The sequence below is a fragment of the Saccharopolyspora endophytica genome (assembly GCF_018070075.1).
Classification (GTDB): Bacteria; Actinomycetota; Actinomycetes; order Mycobacteriales; family Pseudonocardiaceae; genus Saccharopolyspora; species Saccharopolyspora endophytica.
This window is the reverse complement of the sequence record NZ_JAGPXE010000008.1, coordinates 207176-228892: the sequence shown is the minus strand read 5'-3', so window position 1 is coordinate 228892 and position 21717 is coordinate 207176. Positions and strand designations below refer to the sequence as shown.

Sequence of the window (21717 nt, the reverse complement as noted above, 5' to 3'; positions counted from 1 at the left end):
GGTACCGGTAGACCAGGCCGAGTCAGGCGAGCCCGTCGCCCCGTCGGCCTCGCGCGTGCTCGCGCTCCGTGGCGGCGCCTTCGGCCAGCCTTTGCCTCAGCCAGGCGGGAATGTGCTGCTCATCGCGGGGAAAGCGCTCTTGGTCCAGCGTGAACACGGTCGGCGACACCGGCGTCCAGTGTGGATCGTCAGTGTAGTTGAACACGAAAGCTGCTTCTTCATTCCTCTTCACGGTGATGCCCGCCGAGAACCAGGTGCCACGGCCCGGCTCGTACATGGCCGCGCGGAGCTGCTTCAGACGTTGCGCCGAGTCGGGTGGCGGAGGCATGAGCAGCGGTCCACCGGACAGCGTCGACCCCGTTACCTCTTCCTGGCAGATGGTGCTGCTCCCGCGGAACTCCAGGTGGATCTCGGCCCAGTCCGGTGGTGCACCGGACACCAGTGCCTGGACAAGCTCGTCGCGGACTTGGTCCGCATCCGCCGCCGGTGCGGTCGGGTTGTTTTCAGGATTCGTCATCGTCCTCGCCGTAATCCCTCCACGGACCGTAGTTGAAGTCCGGGTCCGGCCGGTTGGGGAAGACCGACTGCATGTAGCGGGTGACACCGTGCTCGTCGGTCTCCAGCCAACGGTACGTCACGTTGGTCGGGATGCCGTCGGCCTCGCGAGGCGCCAGCACCTCGATCCGATCGATCGTTGAGCCGCGGTCATGAGCGCTGGAGAGGTAGTCCTCAAGATTGCGCCACGACGCCCTGTTGGTCATGCCCTCCCGGTTGTGCCCGCTGTTGGATGCAGCCATCTGCGGGAACATGTTGATGTACTCACCGGGACCGCCCGCTTCGTGGGCGGCCATGTGCCCACCGGCCCAGTGCCGGTGCGAATACTCTGCTCGGCCCTCGGCGCCTGCTCGGTTCTGCGACGTTTGGTCGCGGTCGTAGAATCTGTCGGGCAGCGCCGAAGGGGTGCCCTGGTAGTGCGGGGTGCCGGACATCCGTTCGGTCTGACCCCTGTCGTTGGTGTTGAAGGTCCAGTTGTTGTCCACCCGGTAGGCGGCGTTGGGCGCCGGACGGCGCAACTCGACGTTGCGGTGGCGGTTGTAACCGGGAGCGTCGGTGTCGATCTCCGCCCACTTGATCTTTCCGGACCCGTCGGTGAAGAAGCTTCCGCGCCCGGCGACGTCGTAGCGAGTGTTAGCGGCAAGCTTGCCCTTTTCCGACAGCGAGCTCAGCGCTGTTTGGGGGCCGAGTTTGTTGAGCGGTTTCGGGTTCGACGAGTCTGGGATCGAGATCGGGCTACGCCCGTTCGGGTCGTTGGCCGGACGGGTGAAGGTCGGGTCGTCGGGCCGGTTCCACGTCGTGACGGGGTCCGGCACGGACGGTCGGTTACCGGCCCCGGTGCCGTAGTGGTCAGGCAGCGTGTTGGGCGAGAACGTCTGCAGCACATCGCGAGACGGCGGTGGGTCGAAGTCACCTGCGGCGTTCGTGGCGGCCGGGCGTTCGCCATCGGAGCCATCCGGCTGGTCGTCGTCGGAGCGTGGCTTCTTGCCCGGAGGTTCATCCGCCTCATCGCGGCTGTCGGTGTCGCGCTTGCCTCGCGCCTCGGCGTCCTCCGGCCGTCGGCCTGGGTCCTCCCCGTCTCGGGTCGGGTGGAAGCCGTCGTTGCTGGCCGGCGTGGTGGTGCCGTCGGGGTGGTGGGTGTCCCAGCCTCCGTTCGGGGGCCAGCCCGGGCGGCCGTCGGGGCCCATGTCGGAGGCGAAGACCCGGCCGTTGCCGTCGGTCCAGGCGAGGCCGCGGGGTGCGGTGACCGGGGTGCCGAGTTCGTTGGCGAGGTCTCGGGCCAGGCCGCTGGTTCCCGCGTCGCAGGAGAGGAGGCGGACCGGTTTGCTGCCGTCGAAGTTCGGGTCGCGGCGGAGCATGTCGGCGAATTCCTTCGCGGAGAAGGTGTTGTCGCCGATGCGGACGCGGCCGTCGGGTAAGGCGTGGACGTCGACGGTGTGGTGGACGCCGTCATCCGGGACTCGGTTCGCCAGGTCCCGCATGTTGGGGTCGTCGTGGAACGACGAGCCTGCCGGGGTTTCCTGCCGGTTGGCCTCGGCGGTGTCGATCTGCTCCTGGCGCTCCGGCGTGCCGGGTTCGGCGTCCTTGGGCTGGTCGGCGTCGTCGTGGCGGTCCGGCCTGCCGTCGGCGTCGCCGGGGGAGTCGTCGGATCGGGGGCCGTTCGGGTCCGAGCCGTCGGGGCGCTGGGTCTCCGGGCTCGTCCCGTCGGGACGGCCGACCTCCTGCGGGGTTGACCCGTTGGGCCGCTGACCTGGTCCTTCCGGGCGTGGTGCCGTGCCGTCGGGACGCTGGTTCGGCGTGTCCGGACGTGGTGCCGTGGAGTTCGGGCGCGGGGGAGCGGAGCTCGGGCCCTGCTGGGTGCGCTGCTGCGGGACACCGCCGTCCGGCCTGGTGTTCGGGCGCGACGGTGCGTCCGGGGTCGCCGGTCCCCGGGACGCGGGGGCGGGGCGAGAGGTGTCCGGGCGCGGACCTGCGTCGCCGCCCGTCGGGCGTGCTGCGGCTCCCGGAGAGCCCGCGGTGCCGGTCCAGCCACCGGTGCCACCGGGACGACCACCACCTGCGGAAGGTGTGGGGCCGCCGCCGGTCGCGCCCGGAGCGCCACCGGCCATGCCGCCCATCGGGCTCCCCGCCGACGGCTGGTCGGCACGAGGTGCGGGACCTGCCGCAGCCGGGGCACCCGAGGCCGCGGGGGCCGGCGGAGCGTCCACGTTGGACGACGCGGTCGTGCTCGCCGGACTGCTCGGCGAGCGGTCGGGATCGCCGTTCAGCGTGCCGCTGAAAGAACTGCCCGAATGCGAGCTCGGCGATGGCCCACCACCGGAAGGCGCCACGCCCGCGCCGGAAGTTCCTCCGCTGCCGGAGGATTCGCGCGAGCCCGGGTCGCCGCTCCCGGCCGAGGGCGTCGAATCTCCACCGCCGGATCGGCTGGGACCGCCGTCGCCACCGGACGGCGAGCTGCTCGCGTCCGAAGTGGAGGGTGCGGCCGAGCGGCTCGAATCGCCGCTGGAGGACGGGGAGTCCGCGCTCGACGCGGGTCGGGAATCGGAGGTCGAGGAACCGCTGTCGGACGTGGTCGAGGGCGAATCGGACGATGCGGAGCGCGCTTCCGGCGTCGAACCACCGGACGAAGAGCTGCTGTCCGCCGCGCTGGAGCCGTTGGACGACGAGTCGGCGCTCCCGGACGATCGGTCCGAGGAACCGGAACCGGACGAGGAATCCGACGTGCTCGCGGTGGAGGGACCCGACGAGCCGCCGGAGCCCGAAGAGTCGGAACGCGACGACCCGCCGTCCGAGGACGACGCGGAGGTGCCCGAATCAGAGGACGAGGAACCACCAGAGCCCGAATCCGGCGACGAACTGCGCGAGCTCGACTCCGACGAGCCACCGGAATCGGAGGAGCCCGACCCCGACGGCCCGTTGTCCGAGGACGACGCGGACGTGCCCGAGTCCGAGGACGACGAGCTCCCCGAATCCGAGGAAGACGCACTGCTCGAATCCGACGAAGAACCGCCGGAGTCCGAGGACGAACCCCCCGAGCCCGAGCCGGAGCTGCTGGAATCGGACGAAGACGAGGAAGACCCGGAGTCGGACGAAGACGACCCACCGGAGTCCGACGAAGAACCCGTGCCCGACGAGCTCCCGTCGGTGTCGGGCACGTCGACGTCGCCGCCGAAGTGCTCCTTGCCCGCGCCGAGGCCGCCCATGCCGGCGCCTGTGGCGCCGCCGGACATCGCACCGGTGCCGACGTCGCCCCAGTCGATCTTGCCTTCCATGATCGCTTGCTCGGCGACGCTGCCCACCGCGCCTTCGGCGGCGCCGAGGGCGCCTTCCTTCACGGCTTCCTTGCCGATGGACTTCGCGGCGCTCTCGGCGGCCTCACCGGCCGCGTCACCTGCGGCGTCGCCCGCCGCGCGCCCGGCGGCGGTGCCCGCGTTGCCCGCAGCGTCACCGGCCGCGTCGCCGACGGCGTCCCCGGCGCCCCGGCCGACGGACTTGCCGACGCCCTCGAAGACGCCGCCCACGGCACCCCCGATGGCGCCGCTGATCGCGGCCTCCTTGAACTTGCCGCCGTCGAGCCCGTCGCGGTTGCCCATGGCGACCTGCGTGCCCTGCACCGCGAATTCGATCGCGACCGAGGTGGCGACCTCGATGGCGACGTTCTTGAGGATGCTGAAGACCAACTGCTTGAAGATCTGCAGCACCACCACGCGGGTGATGCCCTGAGCTGCGGCGATACCGGCGGTGGAGGCCCCGAAGGTGACCGGCGCGGCGGCGAGCATCGCGGCGATCTGGATCGCCAGCGCGATCAGCGAGGCGATGATGGTCAGCTTGGTGTGCTCGACGTCCAGCGCCGCGTCATCGCACGACTTGGCGAGCTTCTCGCACGCCTCCTTCAGCTTCGGCAGCGCTGATTCGCCGCCGTCGCCGATGTCCTTCCACAGCTTGGTGAACGCCTCGCCGGTCTTGCCCTCCATCGCGGACTTGACCTGCTGGGCGCCACCGTTGGCGGAGCTCTGGACCCCGTCGATGCCGTCGGCGGCGGTGCGCCACGCGTCGGCCATCCGACGCATGGCGTCCTCGTCACCTTCGGGCCAGGATTGTCCGACGACGATCGGCAGCAGCCACTTGACCTCGTCGGGCATCTCGATGCTCAAGTGAAGTCAACTCCCTACCGGGGCATGTCCGAGCCGGCCTTGCCGATGCCGCCTGCGGACTGGGCGTCGCCGGACTCGGTGTCGTCGGCGGTGGCTTTGAGGTTGTCGTCGATGTCGCCGAGCGCTTTGACGACCTTCTTCAGGCTGTCCAGCACGCTGTCGCGGCCCTTGGTGTAGTCGCCGCCGAACTTCTGGCCGGCCTCATCGTTGCCCCAGCACTCACCTTCACCGTCCAACGAGGACTTCAGGGTGCTCAGGACCTGATCCAGGTCGTCCCCGGAGTCGCCGATCTTCTTGCCGCCCGAGCGGATCTCCTCGGGCTGCATCCGCATCTTCCCGCTCATCGGCGGCCCCCTCTGCGGTTGCTCTCCCAGTCGTCATCCCAGTCGTCGGGTGCGGCCTGCACCTGCGGTGCGGTCGCGGCTCGCCCGGACTGGGCCTCCTCGCTGCGGCGCCGGGCCCGTTCGGCGTCGGGATCCGGCGGCTCGACCAGCGGTCCGCTGTTGAGCAGGCCCTGCAACGACGGAACCCCGGGAACCTCCGGCACGTTCGACACGTCGGCTTCCGCCGCGAAGGTGCTCTGCAGCTGCCGCTGCGCCGTCCCGGACGCCTCGCGGATCACGCTGGTGATGCTGCGAGCCAGCTTCTCGGGGTTGGTGCGCTCGAACGCCTTGTCCGACAGCCGGACTTCCTGCACGGTCCCGGTCGCGTCCACCCGGACGTTGACCATGCCGTCGTCGGACGAAGCCTCGAAGGTCTGCTGAGCGGCAGCGGCCTGCTTCTCCTGGAGATCGGCGGTGCGCTTGCGCAGATCATCGAGCATGTCGTCGATCTGGTTCCGCAGCGCAGCGTTCCGCGCGACCTTCTCGTCGCTCGACCCGTCGAAGTCCCGTCCAGACATCTCCAGCCTTCCCCCGGCTCAACAGCACGCGCAGTGCGGATTTGATGACTCCGGTCAGTTTGACGTGTGCCTCGGCGCATCGGTGCCACCGAGCAGCACAATGCGGCCGAACGATGCATTTCACTGGGCTGAACGGCCTAGTGCGATGCGAGTGGTGTCGTCCGGGAAGGGTGATCTCGCGGCCGGAAGCCGCCCCCGGCACACCTCGGCGAGCAGGGCCAGTTCCGCGTGCTGGCCGCGCACGAAGTCCGGGGTGACCGGGGTGCCGTGGCCTGGGACGACGGTGGTGGGGTGCAGGGTGAGCAGGGCTTCCACCGCGGCGGGCCAGTGCTGGGGGTGGGCGTCTTCGAAGTCCGGGGGAGCGCCCTGCTCGACGAGGTCGCCGGCGAAGACGACCGCGGCGTCGGGGACCTCGACGATCAGGTCGTGGTCGGTGTGCCCGAGGCCGGGGTGGTGCAGGCGGACCGCGCGGCCGCCCAGGTCCAGCTCCGCCGCGTCCGTGACGAGGTGGTCCGGGGGCGTCGGGGTGGCGGCGGCGAGGGCGTCGGCCGTGTCGGGGTCGCCCTGCTCCCGGTAGTGCTCGACCCAGTGCTCGCGCTGGGCGGAGGCGGTTCGGTCGAGGAAGTCCGGGCACCGGTGGTGGGCCCAGACTGGTGCGGGCAGGAACGCCGAAGTGCCGAAGCAGTGGTCGAAGTGCCCGTGGGTGAGGGCGATGCGCAGAGGTGCGCGCGTGATCTGGCGGACCGCCTCGGCCAGGTCGGCGCCCTGGCGATGATCGCCCCGGGTGTCGATCAGCAGCGCGGCCTCGTCGCCGACGACGAGACCCGTGGTCAGGTCGAGTTCGGCGTGACGGCGGGCGAAAACCCGCTCGGCCACCTCGATCCACGCGTTGCTCACCGGGTGGATCCTAGTGCGACCGCCGGATGATCTCTGGGAGACTTCGACGATGCGTCTCTACGTCGCCCTCACAGCACTGCTCGCGACCGCCGTCGGTGTCGGCGTGCTGTTCTTCGCCAACAGCGCCCTGTCCCCGATGCTGATCGGCGGTCCGGGTTCGACCTGCCCCGAGCCGGACTGCGGGCTGGGCGCGGGGCTGTGGCTCATCGCCGGCGCGGTCGCGGTGGTGCTGGTCGCGTTCCTCGCCGGATTCCTCCGCCACGTGGAGCGCCCGGTCCGCCGGGGCCTGTGGATCGCCCTGTGGTGCACGGTGATCTACCTGCTGGAATCGATCGTGGTCTGGGTCCTCATCTGAGGCTCCCCTGGCAGGGCCTTCCGGCGACGTGTGCTTGACTTTTCCCCCGCGCACGACGAGTTCGGGAGGACGGGTTTTGCCCGAAGGCCACACGCTGCACCGGCTCGCCGGGGTGCACCACGAGCTGTTCGCGGGCGCCGCGGTTCGGGTCAGCAGCCCGCAGGGACGTTTCGCCTCCAGCGCGTCGGTGCTGGACGGAGCCGTGTTCGAGCGGGCCGAGGCGCACGGCAAGCACCTTTTCCACTCCTACGGCGGTGACCGCGTCGTGCACGTCCACCTCGGGCTCTACGGGACGTTCACCGAGAGCGAGCTGCCGGTCGCCGAACCGCGTGGTCAGGTGCGGATGCGCATCGTCGGTCCGACGCACTTCACCGACCTGCGCGGACCCACCCAGTGCGAACTGCTCACCCCCGACGAGGTCACCGCCGTGCGCGACCGGCTGGGACCCGACCCGCTGCGCAACGACGCCGAGCCGGAGCGGGCGTGGGCGCGGATCTCGAAGTCGCGCACCAGCATCGCCGCCCTGCTGATGGATCAGAAGATCCTCGCCGGGGTCGGCAACGTCTACCGCGCCGAAGTCCTGTTCCGGCACGGCATCCCGCCCATGACCCCCGGCCGCGACCTCGGCAGGCAGCGCTGGGAACTCATCTGGGCCGACCTGGTGGAGCTCATGGCCGACGGCGTCAAGGTCGGCCGCATCGACACCGTTCGCCCGGAGCACCTCCCCGAAGCCACCGGCCGGGCCCCGCGCCAGGACCGCCACGGCGGCGAGGTCTACGTCTACCGCCGCGCGGGAATGCCCTGCCTTATCTGCGGAGACGAGGTCCTCACCACCGACCTCGCCGCCCGCAAGCTCTACTGGTGCCCCACCTGCCAACCCGAGTGACCAGCGGCTCAACCGAAACGTCGGCCCCACGCGCTCGGTAATCTGGATCACGCGCCCGCATGGGGCGAGTTCTCCGGCGGGAGGTGCGGTACCCATGACCGACGACTCGTTCGGACGGATTCTGCGGCGGCACCGCGCGGCGTCGGGACTGACCCAGCCGCAACTGGCAGAGCGCGTCCACGTCGACCAATCGGCGGTGTCCCGCTGGGAGAACGACCGCGCAGTCCCCGCTCGGGATCTGGTCGAGCGCCTGGACGAGGTGTTGGACGTCGGCGGAGACCTCGTCCGCAGTGCCTTCCCGGCTGGACCCGCCCCGCTTCCGCCCAGCGACGATCCTGTGACCGGCGACTGCGTTGATCAACTGCGCGCGAGCATCGTGCACCTGGTGCAGCTCGACGGGCGGTACGGGGGTGCGGACCTCGTCCCGATGGCGACCCGCATGTTCCGGACCGCGTCCGCGCGGCTGGCATCCGGGAAGTACCCGGCCGCGCTCGAAACCGACTTCACCGCCACCGTCGCGGAACTCGGGGAAGTCGCCGGATGGCTCGCCTTCGACGCCATGCAGCACGAGAAGGCCCGCACGCTGAACCTGGAGGCGCTTCACCTGGCCAGGCTCGCCGGAGACACCGGCATGGAACTGTTCTTGCTGGGCAACATGGCCTTGCTGGCGCAGGAGACCGGGCAAGCGCGGGAAGCCCTGCGCACGGTCGAGCTCATGGAACGGTTCCCGCTCAGCCCGCGGGTGCGAGTCATGACGGCGCTCCGCCGAGCGCGCGCCGCCGCCGATCTGGGCGACGACCGCGCGATCACGCTCATCCACCGGGCTCAAGCAGAGGTCGATTCCAGCGTCCAGAGCACGGACCCGGAATGGGCTTGGTGGGTGGACCTGCGCGAACTCACCGTTCACGAGGGCTGCATGTGGCGCGCGATCGGCCGCCCGGAACGTGCCGTGGACTGCTCTGCCGCTGCGCTCGAAGGGATTCCCGCGGAGTACCGGTGGGCGTCCTACCTGGGTGCGGTGAGCCTGGTCTCCGCGCTGGTCGAGGTCCGCTCGTGGTCGGAAGCGGAACGTGCCGCGGAACAGGTCGCGAAGCTGGCAGCGGAGGTGACCTCAGCCCGAGCGAGCAAGCGGTTGAGCGAGGCCGCCACCACGGCGAGAAGGCTCCGCGCGCCCCACAGCCTCCAAGGCCTGCTCACCACGCTCGCCGCCCGCTGAACGCATGCGGACCATGCGCGTGACGTGATCTCGACTGGCTCGTCACCTGCAACGACATTCTCAAGGAAGAGGACCTGAGCCGTCGTGGGTGAGGGGTCAGAAGCCGAAGCCGCCGAAGTCGAAGCCGTCCATGCCTCCGGTGTCGGCGGCGCCGGGGTCTCCGCCGGGGTCTGCGGCGTTTCCGTCGGCGAAACCGTCGGCGTAGGCGGCCTCGGCCGGGACGCTGGTCATGCCCACGAACATCGCGGACATCATCACGTACGAACCCGCGGTCCACATGCCGGCAGCCATCGCCGGCTTCCACCACGGATCGCTGTACCAGCCCTGCGGGACGGGTTTCCCGGCCACCGTGCCGCCCGGGTAGTAGTGCGGAGTGCGTTCGCTCGGCTCCGGTGAAGCCACCTGCACCTGGCCGTCGACCTCGACCTCGCGGTCCTCGCTGACGCGACCCGCGTAGCGCTGACCGGACAGCGCGGGCAGCTCAGGGCCCGGATCCATGTCCATCGCCACGCGCGCGGCGCGCACGTAGTAGAGCCCCTCCATCGCCGACTCCGAGGTCAGCCGGGCCTGCGTGGAGGTCGTGGTCTGGTCGAGCTGGGAGACCGCAGCGCCGTGCCGCTCGGACGCGTCGGCCATGGCCTGCTTGGCGGCCTCGTTGGTGCCGATCAGGTTGAGGACCTGACCGCCCAGCCGCTCCACCCAGCGACGGGCCTCGGCCTTGTCGTCCTCCAGCTGCTTTCGCTGGCGGGTCAGGATCTTCTGCCGGGACCACCACACGGCGGCGCCCAGCACGACGAGCACGATCAGCAGGACTACGAGTGCACTGGTCATCCCTGCCTCCCCGGGGACCGATACCTCCGACGGTACCCGCGTGAGGACGGTGCTAGAAGGCGTCCGGGCAGCTCGGAGCGTGGTCGGTGGCCAGTGCGCGCGACGCGGTGCTCAGCGCGCCCGGCTCCAGCTCGCGGACCCGCCCCGCGGCGGCGAGCTGGTGCAGCGTGCAGCCGCCGAGGTACGCGGCGGCCAGGTCGGCGACGTCCAGCGCCAGCTGGGCCGGGGCCGTGGTGGATCCTCCGTCGAGCCGCCGGCGGCCGTTGTTCCACTCGCAGAACGAGTCGGTGACCTCCACGACGACGTCGGAGCCCGTCTCGCGGGCGGCCAGGGCGGCGGGCACGTCGACCAGCCGGAGCCACAGGCCGTCGACGATGCTCTGCTCGGCCGCGCGCGGGTCGGCCAGCATGCGAACGATCGGTTCGTCGAGGGCGGCCTTGTTCCACCGCACCTCGCGGACCAGGGCGAACTCCATCAGGTACCGCCACAGCGCGGCGTAGGCCTGCGGGGTCTCGGCCATCAGGTGGGTGATCTCCAGCCGGTAGTCCGGGCCGCGCTCGGTCCACTTCCGCGTCGGCCGGTAGATCACGTGCCCCTCGGGGTGCAGCGCGTAGCGGGAGGGAACGCCTCCGCTGCGGGACTGGCGCATCAGCTCCAGCGCTTCCCACGCCCCGTCGCCGCGCTCGATCCACCCGATCCTGCTCGCGGCGATGCGTGCGTGCTGCTCGTGGATGACCGGCATCGCGCTGTCCCGGTCGACCTCGCGCACCGGGCGCTCGTCGACCTCGACGTCGGGGCGGAACCGGGCGCCGGAGGGCAGGGTGAGGTGGTTCTCGAAGGTCGCCGCGCCGTAGCCGTAGCGGCCGTAGATGGCGCCCTCGGAGGCGTACAGCGCGGCCAGCGCGACGCCCGATTCGCGCAGGCCGTCGAGCTGCTCGCGCATCAGCGAGGTCAGCACGCCGCGGCGGCGGTGCCCCGGCTTGACGCCCACGAGCGTGACCCCGCCCAGCGGCGCCGCGCGCCCGCCGGGAAGCGTGATCGCGGTGCTGTAGTGACCGGCGGAACCGATCATCTCCGGGCCGTCGAAGGCCCCCAGGGCCGTGACGAACGGGACCGCCGGCCGGAACCGGGCCTGGTCCTCCTCGGCGTCCTCCAGGAACGCGGCCCCGAACACGGCCACGAACTCGTCCAGCTCCCCGTCGTCGAGCTTCCTCGCTTCAAGATTCCCCATGACGCATTGGTACAGCGCCGACGATCGGGAAGCGACCGGTTTTCAGCCGCCGAGCGGGACCTCGGCGATCGTCTCCCACTCGGTGCTGGAGTGGTCGCGGCTCATCTTGACCAGCGACAACGCCGAGACCTTCGCGGTGGCCGACTCGACGATCGTGGCCTGCAGGGTCGCGATGGCGAAGATCGCCGGGCCGTCGGTGGTGGAGTGGGCGAGGCTCACGTGCTTGTCGATGTCCTCGGGCTCCGACGGGACCGCGTCCGCGCCCAGCACCTCGGAGGTGGCCTCGCGGACGGCCGCGCGCAGGTCGAGCACGCTGGACTGCGGCTCGGCGGGCAGCGACAGCGACTCGGGCAGCACGACGGCGTGGTGGAACGCCAGCGTCAGCGGCAGCACCCCGGCGAGCTTCGGGCGGGCGGCCTCCAGCAGCGGTTCGATGCGGGTCTCGTCCACCTCGTCGGTGAAGCCGATCTCCTGCACGAGGATGTGCATCCATTCCAGCGGGACCAGGTCGAAACCGGGCAGATCGCGCAGCGCGTACTGGTAGTCGTTGACCAGTTTGCGCAGGCCGGCCTGGTCGGCCAGCGGCAGCACCCAGGCGTATCCGGTGCGGCCCGCGTGCCAGTCGGTGCGCCAGCGCGTGTGATTGCGAACCTGCTCGGCATGTGGCATGTCGGTCACCCCTCACATAGTGCCCGGACGTGTCCGGAAGTGGGGCGCGCTTGACCTATCTCACGGTTCCGACGGCTCGGGTTCACCCTGCCGTGCTGCGGCTTTCGGGCGGTCGAGAGTGGCCGCGGCATCGGCGTCGCGCACCCGCAATGCCAGCACAATACCCAGCACCGCGAAGACCACCGAGACCAGGAACGCGCCGTGGAAGGCGCTCATCTGAGCGTCCGCCACCATCGCAGGCACGGTGTGGTCCACAGTGGATTCGCCGCGCTGCATGAGCACCGTGAGCACGGTCGCCACGACCGCGGTGCCCAGCGCCGTGGCGACCTGGCGGGTGACGTTGAACATCGAGCTGGCCATGCCCATCGCCGGGCCGGAGATGGCGGCGAACGTCGCGGTCTGCACCGGCGTCATGAGCAGGCCCATCGCCACGCCCTGGGTGGCCAGCATCAAGGTCAGGACCCACAGCGGAGTGCTGAGGTTCTGCAGCTGCAGCAGTCCGCCGATGAACAGCTGGACGACGAACCCGGCGATGATCAGCCGCTTCGGGCCGATGCGCCCGTAGGCGCGGCTGACCACCTGCGTCGTGGCCAGCATCGCGATGGCCTGGGGCATCAGCGTCAGCCCGGTGAACATCGGCGACACGCCGCGCAGCGTCTGCAGGTAGAGCGGGATGAGGAACAGCACGCCGAACATCGCGCCGGTCATGCACAGCAGCAGCAGGTTGCCGGTGCCGAACAGGCGGTTGGCGAGCAGCCGCAGGTCCAGCATCGGCGAGGTGACGGTGAGCTCCCGCCACACCAGGCCGCCGATGAGCAGCACCGACGCCAGGAGGCTCAGCCACACCGCAGGAGAGGTCCAGCCGATCTGCGAACCCTGGTCCAGCCCGACGAGCAGGGTGGCCAGGCCCGCGCCGGCGAGCACGAAGCCGGGCACGTCGAAGCGGCCCGGGTCCCGGGTCGACTCCTCCTTGAGGAACAGGATCGTGAACAGCAGCGCGAGCGCCCCGACCGGAAGGTTGATGAAGAAGATCCACCGCCAGCTCGCGTACTCGACGAGCACACCGCCGAGCAGCGGGCCGAGCATCGGCGCGACGGTGATCGGGATGGCCAGCACCGCTCCGGCCTTCGCGCGCTCGTGGGCGGGGAAGGCGCGGAACATCATCGCCTGCCCGACCGGGACGAGCATGCCGCCGCCGACGCCCTGGAGGATGCGGGAGCCGACCAGCATCTCCATCGACATCGCCATCCCGCACAGCATCGAGGCGAGGGTGAAGATGATCACCGCGGCCTGGAAGGTCTTCTTGCTGCCGAAGCGGTCGGCGATCCAGCCGGACGAGGGGATGAAGACCGCGAGGCTGACCATGTAACCGGTCAGCACCCACTGGAGCTGGGCGGGCTCGGCCTGGAACTCGCGCCCCAGCGTGGCCAGCGCCACGTTGAGGATCGTGACGTCCAGGATCTGCATGATCAGCGCCAGCACGAACGTGATGCCGACCAGCCACTTGTACTCGAGCCGCCGCACGTAACCCCCTGCTCGGAATCCGGATTCGCTTCCAGCATCCCCCACGGGGCGGCCCACGCCCAACGGGTTTTTCCCGCTGGTCACAGGGGTCTCGGGGGTTCGCAACCGCCTCACGCGTGCGGGGTGCGGACAAGACGAAGGGCGGAGATCCCGGTGGGCTCACCGGGGTCTCCGCCCTGTTCGGAGCGGGCGACGGGAATCGAACCCGCGTAGCCAGTTTGGAAGACTGGGGCTCTACCATTGAGCTACGCCCGCGTGCCGGTTTCACCTGGTCGTCGCGGAGTTGCCGCGGTCCGTTGGTGACCTTGCGTGCCCTAGCTTAACCGGTCGCGATAGGCTCTTCGCAACGCACCCGGTCGTCCCGGGTGCGTCGCACGTCGGACGGGGTGTGGCGCAGGTTGGTAGCGCACTCGCTTTGGGTGCGAGGGGTCGTGGGTTCAAATCCCGCCACCCCGACGTGTCGGCCGGCCGCTCGCAGGTTTCGCGAGTGGCCGGTTTCGCTTATCGGCGGAGCCCGCTCGGGAGTGATTCACACCGCAACGGGTGACCGGGTCCGGTAACGACTTGGTGAACCGGGCCGATTTCCCCTGCGTGCGTGATGCGATTCTGGCCGGGCCCGGCGTTCAGCGGTCGGCAGCCGTGGTGTGCGCGGTGCTGTGCGCCGCCGTGGTGGCGCTGATCGCCATCTCCCTGTGGGTTCCCGGCCCGCCCTCCGCTCCCGCGTCGTCTCCGGCGGCGGGCATCGTGACGGCGTCGACGCCGACGGATCTCGGTGGTCCGCCGGTTCGCTGAGCGGCTCGACGACCCAGCCCGACCCCTTTGTCGCAACCCCGGACCCCGTGCCCGGGTGGGAAGCAATAGACTCGGTGGTCAGCCCGGCATTGGACGTGGTGTTTGGCCGCGCCCTGAAGCCAGCGCCGGGGAATCAAGCACGTTCGCACTAGGAGACCACGTGAAGAGCACCGTCGAGCACCTGAGCCCGACGCGCGTCCGGATCAACGTCGAGGTGCCGTTCGACGAGCTCAAGCCGAACTTCGACCGCGCGTACAAGGCACTCGCCCAGCAGGTCCGCATCCCCGGCTTCCGGCCGGGCAAGGTCCCGGCGCGGGTGCTGGAGAGCCGCATCGGTCGTGGACCCGTGCTCGACGAGGTCGTCAACGAGGCGGTTCCGGCCAAGTACCTGGAGGCTGTCAACAGCGACGAGCTGCGCACCCTCGGTCGCCCGGACATCGAGGTGACCAAGATCGAGGACGGCGCGGAGATCGCGTTCACCGCCGAGGTCGACGTCCGCCCCGAGATCACCGTGCCCGCCTTCGGCGAGCTGTCGGTGAGCGTTGACGACGTCGAGGTCGCGGAAGAGGACGTCAACGAGCAGCTGGACTCGCTGCGCGCTCGTTTCGGCACCCTGGCCGGCGTCGAGCGCCCGGCGCAGGAGGGCGACTTCCTCAGCATCGACCTGTCGGCCACCGTCGACGGCGAAGAGGTCGAGGACGCTCAGACCTCCGGCTTGTCCTACGAGATCGGCTCGGGTCAGCTCGTCGAGGGCATCGACGACGCGGTGATCGGCGCGACCGAGGGCGAGACCAAGACCTTCACCACGAAGCTGGTGGCGGGCGAGTACGCGGGCAAGGACGCCGAGGTCTCGGTGAAGGTGAACTCCATCAAGGAGCGCCAGCTGCCGGAGGCCGACGACGAGTTCGCGCAGATGGCCAGCGAGTTCGACACGATCGACGAGCTGATCGCCGACCTGCGCGAGCGCCTGGGCCGGGTCAAGAAGATGGAGCAGGGCATGCAGGCCCGGGACAAGGTCCTGGACGTGCTGCTGGAGACCATCGAGGTCCCGCTGCCGGAGAAGGTCGTCGAGCAGGAGATCGAGGTGCGCCAGCACGACGCGGTGCACCCGTTCGACCACGACGAGAAGGCCTTCGAGGCTTGGCTCGAGACGCAGGACAAGAACCGCGAGCAGTTCGACACCGAGACCCGCGAAGAGGCTGAGAAGGCCGTCCGCACCCAGCTGGTGCTGGACACCATCGCCGATGAAGAGGGCGTGTCGGTTTCCGACGAGGAGCTGACGCAGCGGATCATTTACCAGGCGCAGCGCTTCGGCATGAGCCCGGACCAGTTCGTCCAGCAGGCCCAGGAGTCGGGCCAGATCGGCGCGCTGTTCGCCGACGTCCGCCGCAGCAAGGCGCTGTTCTCGGTGGTCCGCCAGGCCACCGTGACCGACTCGGCCGGCAACGAGCTGGACATGGACGAGCTGTTCGGCCCGCAGGAGGGCGAGGAGACCCCCGAGGTCGTCGAGGGCGAGGCCGCTGAGGCCGAGGCCACCGACGCGAAGGCGGAGTCCGCCAAGGAGTGACCCGGCTCTCGCCGAACAACTTGATATGCATGCTCTAAGCGAACGTGGGCGGTACTGGGAAGCTGGTGCCGCCCACGTTCGTTAGGGTCGGTTGTAGCGGATCACCCGAGTAGGGAAGCAGGACATCACCTGCGGTCACCGAGGACACCCGGTGGTTCGTCGGGTCCACTTTGGAAGGACTGCGACGAGCTCCGGCAAGACCCGACTGACCAGGGTGGACAAGGGCCCATTGTGGGAGAAGGCAGGGGAGACGTGACGCAGCACCTGACTGTTCCGGCGTCCAACGCGCAGGCGCCGTCCATGCGGACGGGCACGAACGGACTCTCGCTCAACGACTCGGTTTACGAGCGGCTGCTGCGGGAGCGGATCATCGTCCTCGGCTCCCAGGTCGAGGAGAACATCTCGAACCAGATCTGCTCGCAGCTGCTGCTGCTGGCGGCCGAGGACCCGGACCGCGACATTTCGCTGTACATCAACTCGCCGGGCGGTTCGGTCACCGCGGGCATGGCGATCTACGACACCATGGAACTGATCAAGCCGGACGTGGCCACGGTCGCGATGGGCATGGCGGCCTCGATGGGCCAGTTCCTGCTGTCCGCGGGCGCCAAGGGCAAGCGCTTCGCGCTGCCGCACGCGCGGATCATGATGCACCAGCCTTCGGCGGGCCTCGGTGGTACCGCGGCTGACATCGCCATCCAGGCGAAGATGTTCACCAAGCACAAGGAAGAGATGGCGGGCCTGATCGCCGGGCAGACGGGCAAGTCCGTCGAGACGATCATGACCGACTTCGACCGGGACCGGTGGTTCACCGCCGAGGAAGCCCGCGACTACGGACTCGTGGACTACGTGGCGAGCGCGGCGAACCTGCCGACCAGCTGATCACCCCTCCCGCACCCGGACCTAGTTACGAGGAGTCACCTGTCGTGAACCCTTACCAGTCTCTTCAGTCCCGGTACGTGCTGCCGTCGTTCGTCGAGCGCACCGCGTACGGGGTCAAGGAGTCCAACCCGTACAACAAGCTGTTCGAGGAGCGCATCGTGTTCCTCGGCGTCCAGGTCGACGACGCGTCGGCCAACGACGTCATGGCGCAGCTGCTGTTCCTGGAGTCCGACGACCCGGACCGCGAGATCCAGATGTACATCAACTCCCCCGGTGGCTCGTTCACCGCGATGATGGCCATCTACGACACCATCCAGTACGTCCGCCCCGACGTGCGCACCATCTGCCTGGGCCAGGCGGCCTCGGCGGCTGCGGTGCTGCTGGCCGCGGGCACCGAGGGCAAGCGCCAGGCGCTGCCCAACTCCCGCGTGCTGATCCACCAGCCGTCCGTGGAGGGCATCTACGGTCAGGTCTCCGACCTGGAGATCCAGGCCGCCGAGGTCCAGCGGATGCGCGACCTGATGGAGTCCTCGCTGGCCACGCACACCAAGCGCTCCAAGGAGCAGGTGCACGAGGACGTCGACCGCGACAAGATCCTCACCGCCGAGCAGGCCAAGGAGTACGGCATCATCGACGAGGTCGTGCCGTACCGGAAGCTCTCGGCACAGCAGTCCTGAGGCCTTGTGACCGCACTCGCCTTGCTCGGGGGTGCGGGTAGCGGAACCTCAGCGGCCCTCCGGGTCCGGGCGCCACTCCTGATGTATGCCAATACACGGCGTCGCGGCGTCCTCCCCGGAGAACCGCTGAGAACCCGCGGCGGTGCGAGTTGCGAGGGTGGTTCTCACGCCTCGCGGCTGCGCCGCTCGGGCAAGGTTTCAGGAGCAGGAGCTCGAGTGTTTCCCGGGGGCTCGCGGGTCCCCGGGAAACGTTCCGGCTGGGTGAGTTCCGGTCGGTGGTCCTGAGGTGGACCGGGCGGCGCGCCCGGCCACCGGGACCGCGACACGCCGAACGCGAGGCTGGTCACAGCACGCTCGGCGATGGCGGACACTGTGAGTCTCCCCGAACTCGGGGAACGACAGGTACCGTCGGAGGCACATACGGTCAGGCGCGCTACTCGGAGGGCGCGCCGGAGGGGACGGGGTCAGCGGTCATGGCACGTATCGGTGACGGCGGCGACCTGCTGAAGTGCTCCTTCTGCGGGAAGAGCCAAAAGCAGGTGAAGAAGCTCATCGCCGGCCCCGGCGTGTACATCTGCGATGAGTGCATCGATCTCTGCAACGAGATCATCGAAGAGGAGCTGGCCGAGGCCGGCGAGGTCAAGCTCGACGAGCTGCCCAAGCCGGCGGAGATCCACGAGTTCCTCGACCAGTACGTCATCGGGCAGGACCCGGCGAAGCGCAACCTCTCGGTCGCGGTCTACAACCACTACAAGCGCATCCAGGCCGGTGAGCGGCGTGAAGCGCGTGGTGAAGAGGCCGTCGAGCTGGCCAAGTCCAACATTCTGATGCTCGGTCCGACCGGCTGCGGCAAGACCTACCTGGCGCAGACGCTGGCCAAGATGCTCAACGTGCCCTTCGCGATCGCCGACGCCACGGCGCTGACCGAAGCCGGGTACGTGGGTGAGGATGTCGAGAACATCCTGCTCAAGCTGATCCAGGCCGCCGACTACGACGTCAAGCGCGCCGAGACCGGCATCATCTACATCGACGAGGTCGACAAGATCGCTCGCAAGAGCGAGAACCCGTCGATCACGCGCGACGTCTCCGGTGAGGGCGTGCAGCAGGCGCTGCTGAAGATCCTGGAGGGCACCACCGCGAGCGTGCCGCCGCAGGGCGGTCGCAAGCACCCGCACCAGGAGTTCATCCAGATCGACACGACGAACGTGCTGTTCATCGTGGCCGGCGCCTTCGCCGGGCTGGAGAAGATCGTCGAGGAGCGGGTCGGCAAGCACAGCGTCGGGTTCGGCGCGGAGCTGCGCTCGAAGTCCGAGATCGACACCGCGGACCACTTCTCCGACGTGATGCCCGAGGACCTGATCAAGTACGGCCTGATCCCGGAGTTCATCGGCCGGCTGCCCACGGTGGCCAGCGTGACGAACCTCGACAAGGCGTCACTGGTGCAGATCCTCACCGAGCCGCGCAACGCGCTGGTGAAGCAGTACAAGCGGTTGTTCGAGATGGACAACGTGGAGCTGGAGTTCACCAAGACCGCGCTGGAGGCCATCGCCGACCAGGCGATCCTGCGGGGCACCGGGGCGCGCGGTCTGCGCGCGATCCTGGAGGAGGTCCTGCTGCCGGTCATGTACGACATCCCGAGCCGCTCGGACGTGGCGAAGGTCGTGATCACCGAGCAGACCGTGCGGGAGAACGTCAACCCGACGATCGTGGCCCGTCAGGCATCGCGCCGGGAGCGCCGCGAGAAGTCCGCCTGAGCTGTCATTCCGCGAACGCCCCGTGCCGGTCTCGGCACGGGGCGTTTTCGCGGCCCGTCACCCGACCCGGTCATTCCGGTCAGGTCGCGGGCACCCGGTGCCACGTTCTGCGGCGCCGCGGTGAATAGTTGATATTGGATGGGTGGCGACGACGAGTCCGGGAGTGCCTGCGATGAGCGAGATGCACGTTCTGCTGGTCCACGGGATGACCGGTGCAGGTCCGTGGCACTGGCAGCAGTGGCTGGCCGGGCAGCTCCGGGACCACGACGTCGAGGTCCACGCACCGCTGCTCCCGGACCCCGACCGCCCCGACCTGCGGCGTTGGCTGCCCGCGCTGCGGGAGGAGCTCGCCGCGGTGCCGCCGGAGGCGGAGCTGGTGGTGGCCGCGCACTCGTGCGGAGCGGCGCTGTGGCTGCACCACGCCGCCGGCGTGGGCCCCGAGCACCGCAGCGCGGACCGCGTCCTGCTGGTGGCCCCGCCGGACACCGAGTGGGACCACCCGGACTCCCGCGACATCACCCCGTACCCGGTTGATGCGACGTCGCTGCGCCGCGCGGCGGGCATGACCCGCCTGGTGGTCGGGACCGGGGACGCCTACCTGCCGATGCACCGCGCCCACGCCCTCGCCGAGGACCTGCAGGTCGAGATGGACGTCATCCTCGACGGCGGGCACCTCAACACCGACGCCGGCTACGGCCCCTGGCCCGCGATCCTGCGCTGGACCCTCTACGGCACGGCACCCCTCCACGACCGCTTCAACACCGACGCCTACACAGCAGGCCGCTCCCAGGAGCAACTCCGCCTCGTCTGACCCGCCCACCCCACCCGGCGCACTCACCAACCCGATCACGGCCGCAACCCGCGTCGGACGCCGGAGGGTGACCCGATTACGGCGGTATTCCGGGATCTGATTACGGCGGTATTCCGGGTTGCCGCCGCCTGGGGTGCCGGGGATTGCCCGATTACTGCCGTTTTCGGGGGTCTGATTACTGCGGTATTCGGGGTTGGCCGTGTCCGGGGCTGGTTGCCGGAGGGGTCAGGGGTGGAGGTGGTCGCCTATGAAGTCGACCAGTTCCGGGAGGGCTTTGCGGAAGTAGGTCTTGTTGTGGCGGCCCGGGGTCGTCGAGGCGTAGGTGGGCCTGGCCAGCCGGATGAAGCGGCGGGTGCCCTCGATGAAGCGGTCGCCGTTGCCGCACCAGACGCCGATCGGCAGGTCACCGAGGCTGTCGATGTGGCGCAGCGGGTCGATCGCCGTCCACTCCGCCTCGTTGGTGAACGCCCGTCGCTTGCGCATCTCGCGCCAGTTGGTGTGCAGCGCGGGGGCGATGGCACCGGCCGCCTGCAGCGGGTCGCCGAGCTCGCGGCGGCGCCGCGCGTACACCAGCGCGCCGAACCCGCCCATCGAGATGCCCGCGGCCGCGACCGGCGCGTTGAGCCCGCGCTCGTTCAGCCACTGCGGGACCTCGTCGAGCAGCATGCTCATCGCGTCGTCACCGGGACGGCGGTGCCAGTAGTTGTTCGGACCACCGTCCACCGCGAGCAGCATGAACGGCGGAATCTTCCCGGCGGCGACGGAGTTCGACAGCCACACCGGCAGACCGCTGACCGAGTCCATCGCGTCGCCGAACCGCCCGTGCAGCATCAGGCAGACCGGAAGCCCCTCCGCCGGAACGTCCCTCGGGCGGATCGCCACCACGTCCACGTTCTCCTTGCGGGCCCGGGAGTAGAGCCGCTCCACGGAGACGTTCTTGGCCAGCGACACGCGCTGCTCGACCGGATGGCCCGCGCTGTCGGTGCTCAGCCCGAGCCCGACTGCCGCCAGACCGGCGGCACCCGAGGTCAGCAGCGTGCGCCGGGGCAGCGGGGCGCCGATCGATCGTCGGTTGGGCAAACCAGTCCTCCTCGAACACCTCCGGACATCATCCCAACCGCATCACGTGCCCGTCACGCGGATTCGGTGACCGCCACGCGCTCGGCTCCCGTGTAGACGTTCATCGAGGACCCGCGGAGGAAGCCGATGAGCGTCATGCCCTGCTCCTCGGCCAGGTCCACGGCCAGCGAGGACGGCGCCGAGACCGCCGAGAGCATCGGCACGCCGGCCATCGCGGCCTTCTGCACCAGTTCGAACGACGCCCGGCCGGACACCATCAGCACGCAGCCGGTGAGCGGCACGCGACGTTCCATCAGGGCCCAGCCCATCACCTTGTCGACCGCGTTGTGCCTGCCGACGTCCTCGCGCACCACGAGCAGCTGGCCGCGCGCGTCGAACAGGCCTGCCGCGTGCAGGCCGCCGGTGGAGTCGAAGACGCGCTGGGCCGAGCGCAGCGCGTCGGGCAGTCCGATGAGGGTTTCGGGGGTGATGCTCAGCGGATCGGTGGCGGGGGAGTGGCGGGTCCGCAGCTTCACCGCGTCCAGCGCCGCCTTGCCGCACACCCCGCAGGAGGAGGTGGTGTAGAAGTTGCGCTCCACGGAGGCGTCCGGCATCGGGACGCCGGGGGCGAGCGCGATGTCGAGCACGTTGTAGGTGTTGCGCCCGTCGGGTCCGGGGCTGTCGCAGTAACGGGCGGTGGCCAGTTCGTCGCGGTCGGCGATGACGCCTTCCGTCAGGAGGAATCCGTGCGCCAGCTCCACGTCGTGGCCGGGTGTGCGCATTGTCACCGACAGCGGCTTGCCGTTGACCCGGATTTCGAGCGGTTCCTCGGCTGCGAGGGTGTCCGGCCTGGTCCGATTGCCGTTCTCGGCGATCCGGAGCACCGGCCGCCGCACCGTGACCCGTCCCATTGCGCCTCCTCGGAACTTTGTTTCAGTTTGAAATTGGTCGACTCGTTC

Annotated in this window: 20 protein-coding genes and 2 tRNA genes; 10 read left to right on the top strand and 12 right to left on the bottom strand. The window is 69.7% G+C overall.

Annotated elements, in window-relative coordinates; translation table 11 throughout:
• Positions 1 to 22: 22 nt before the first annotated feature.
• The 5 genes from KBO27_RS19890 to KBO27_RS19870 all read right to left on the bottom strand — a co-directional run bounded on the left by KBO27_RS19890 (position 23) and on the right by KBO27_RS19870 (position 6507).
• On the bottom strand, positions 23 to 517 hold the full coding sequence (locus KBO27_RS19890; RefSeq protein ID WP_210971390.1) for a hypothetical protein: 495 nt from the start codon (positions 515 to 517) through the stop codon (positions 23 to 25).
• Positions 504 to 4709, bottom strand: a complete 4206-nt coding sequence (locus KBO27_RS19885; protein ID WP_210971389.1) for a WXG100-like domain-containing protein — start codon at positions 4707 to 4709, stop codon at positions 504 to 506. Before KBO27_RS19885 ends, KBO27_RS19890 begins: the two co-directional genes overlap by 14 nt.
• A 14-nt stretch (positions 4710 to 4723) precedes the next feature.
• Positions 4724 to 5053: a WXG100 family type VII secretion target gene (locus KBO27_RS19880; protein ID WP_246537598.1), complete on the bottom strand. Its 330-nt coding sequence runs from the start codon at positions 5051 to 5053 to the stop codon at positions 4724 to 4726.
• Positions 5050 to 5610 (bottom strand): YbaB/EbfC family nucleoid-associated protein, encoded by a 561-nt coding sequence (locus KBO27_RS19875; protein WP_210971388.1) that lies wholly within the window; start codon positions 5608 to 5610, stop codon positions 5050 to 5052. The genes KBO27_RS19880 and KBO27_RS19875 overlap by 4 nt, the downstream gene beginning before the upstream one ends.
• Before the next feature lie 120 nt (positions 5611 to 5730).
• Positions 5731 to 6507, bottom strand: coding sequence for an MBL fold metallo-hydrolase (locus tag KBO27_RS19870; RefSeq protein WP_210971387.1), 777 nt, complete (start codon positions 6505 to 6507; stop codon positions 5731 to 5733).
• A gap of 49 nt (positions 6508 to 6556) precedes the next feature.
• Between KBO27_RS19870 and KBO27_RS19865 the strand changes: the two genes are divergently transcribed.
• The 3 genes from KBO27_RS19865 (at position 6557) to KBO27_RS19855 (ending at position 8964) form a co-directional block, all read left to right on the top strand.
• Positions 6557 to 6862 (top strand): hypothetical protein, encoded by a 306-nt coding sequence (locus KBO27_RS19865; RefSeq protein WP_132676001.1) that lies wholly within the window; start codon positions 6557 to 6559, stop codon positions 6860 to 6862.
• Between the two features lie 76 nt (positions 6863 to 6938).
• Entirely contained in the window at positions 6939 to 7748 is an 810-nt protein-coding gene (locus KBO27_RS19860) for an Fpg/Nei family DNA glycosylase (protein WP_210971386.1), read from the top strand.
• Positions 7749 to 7842: 94 nt separating this feature from the next.
• On the top strand, positions 7843 to 8964 hold the full coding sequence (locus KBO27_RS19855; protein WP_210971385.1) for a helix-turn-helix domain-containing protein: 1122 nt from the start codon (positions 7843 to 7845) through the stop codon (positions 8962 to 8964).
• Positions 8965 to 9060: 96 nt separating this feature from the next.
• Here the strand turns inward: KBO27_RS19855 and KBO27_RS19850 are convergent, their stop codons facing one another.
• The 5 genes from KBO27_RS19850 to KBO27_RS19830 all read right to left on the bottom strand — a co-directional run bounded on the left by KBO27_RS19850 (position 9061) and on the right by KBO27_RS19830 (position 13474).
• Positions 9061 to 9795 (bottom strand): hypothetical protein, encoded by a 735-nt coding sequence (locus tag KBO27_RS19850; RefSeq protein ID WP_210971384.1) that lies wholly within the window; start codon positions 9793 to 9795, stop codon positions 9061 to 9063.
• A gap of 52 nt (positions 9796 to 9847) precedes the next feature.
• The gene (locus KBO27_RS19845) at positions 9848 to 11026 is read right to left on the bottom strand and encodes a GNAT family N-acetyltransferase (RefSeq protein ID WP_210971383.1); all 1179 of its coding nucleotides are present in this window, start codon (positions 11024 to 11026) and stop codon (positions 9848 to 9850) included.
• 42 nt (positions 11027 to 11068) lie between these two features.
• Positions 11069 to 11695, bottom strand: coding sequence for a 2'-5' RNA ligase family protein (locus tag KBO27_RS19840; RefSeq protein ID WP_210971484.1), 627 nt, complete (start codon positions 11693 to 11695; stop codon positions 11069 to 11071).
• Positions 11696 to 11755: 60 nt separating this feature from the next.
• The gene (locus tag KBO27_RS19835; protein ID WP_210971382.1) at positions 11756 to 13219 is read right to left on the bottom strand and encodes an MDR family MFS transporter; all 1464 of its coding nucleotides are present in this window, start codon (positions 13217 to 13219) and stop codon (positions 11756 to 11758) included.
• A 184-nt stretch (positions 13220 to 13403) separates the two neighbouring features.
• A tRNA-Gly gene (locus KBO27_RS19830) sits at positions 13404 to 13474 on the bottom strand.
• 127 nt (positions 13475 to 13601) lie between these two features.
• On the opposite strand from KBO27_RS19830, the gene KBO27_RS19825 reads away from it, so the two are divergent.
• From KBO27_RS19825 to KBO27_RS19795, 7 genes are all read left to right on the top strand, one after another.
• Positions 13602 to 13675, top strand: a tRNA-Pro gene (locus tag KBO27_RS19825).
• A gap of 135 nt (positions 13676 to 13810) precedes the next feature.
• On the top strand, positions 13811 to 14011 hold the full coding sequence (locus KBO27_RS19820) for a hypothetical protein (protein WP_132621001.1): 201 nt from the start codon (positions 13811 to 13813) through the stop codon (positions 14009 to 14011).
• 160 nt (positions 14012 to 14171) lie between these two features.
• A complete protein-coding gene (gene tig / locus KBO27_RS19815) occupies positions 14172 to 15578 on the top strand; it encodes a trigger factor (RefSeq protein WP_132680712.1) in 1407 nt (468 codons plus the stop codon).
• Between the two features lie 252 nt (positions 15579 to 15830).
• Positions 15831 to 16457 carry a ClpP family protease gene (locus KBO27_RS19810; protein WP_132676019.1) on the top strand — a complete coding sequence of 209 codons (627 nt, stop codon included), beginning with the start codon at positions 15831 to 15833 and terminating at the stop codon, positions 16455 to 16457.
• A gap of 44 nt (positions 16458 to 16501) precedes the next feature.
• Complete coding sequence (locus KBO27_RS19805) at positions 16502 to 17134, top strand: ATP-dependent Clp protease proteolytic subunit (RefSeq protein WP_132676021.1); 633 nt, start codon at positions 16502 to 16504, stop codon at positions 17132 to 17134.
• A 473-nt stretch (positions 17135 to 17607) separates the two neighbouring features.
• On the top strand, positions 17608 to 18888 hold the full coding sequence (gene clpX, locus KBO27_RS19800; RefSeq protein WP_132621009.1) for an ATP-dependent Clp protease ATP-binding subunit ClpX: 1281 nt from the start codon (positions 17608 to 17610) through the stop codon (positions 18886 to 18888).
• 172 nt (positions 18889 to 19060) lie between these two features.
• Complete coding sequence (locus tag KBO27_RS19795; RefSeq protein ID WP_210971381.1) at positions 19061 to 19699, top strand: RBBP9/YdeN family alpha/beta hydrolase; 639 nt, start codon at positions 19061 to 19063, stop codon at positions 19697 to 19699.
• Between the two features lie 225 nt (positions 19700 to 19924).
• Here the strand turns inward: KBO27_RS19795 and KBO27_RS19790 are convergent, their stop codons facing one another.
• Together KBO27_RS19790 and fdhD are read right to left on the bottom strand one after the other, a co-directional pair.
• Positions 19925 to 20779 carry an alpha/beta hydrolase gene (locus tag KBO27_RS19790; RefSeq protein WP_246537597.1) on the bottom strand — a complete coding sequence of 285 codons (855 nt, stop codon included), beginning with the start codon at positions 20777 to 20779 and terminating at the stop codon, positions 19925 to 19927.
• A gap of 53 nt (positions 20780 to 20832) precedes the next feature.
• Entirely contained in the window at positions 20833 to 21669 is an 837-nt protein-coding gene (gene fdhD, locus KBO27_RS19785; RefSeq protein ID WP_210971380.1) for a formate dehydrogenase accessory sulfurtransferase FdhD, read from the bottom strand.
• Between the last annotated feature and the right edge of the window lie 48 nt (positions 21670 to 21717).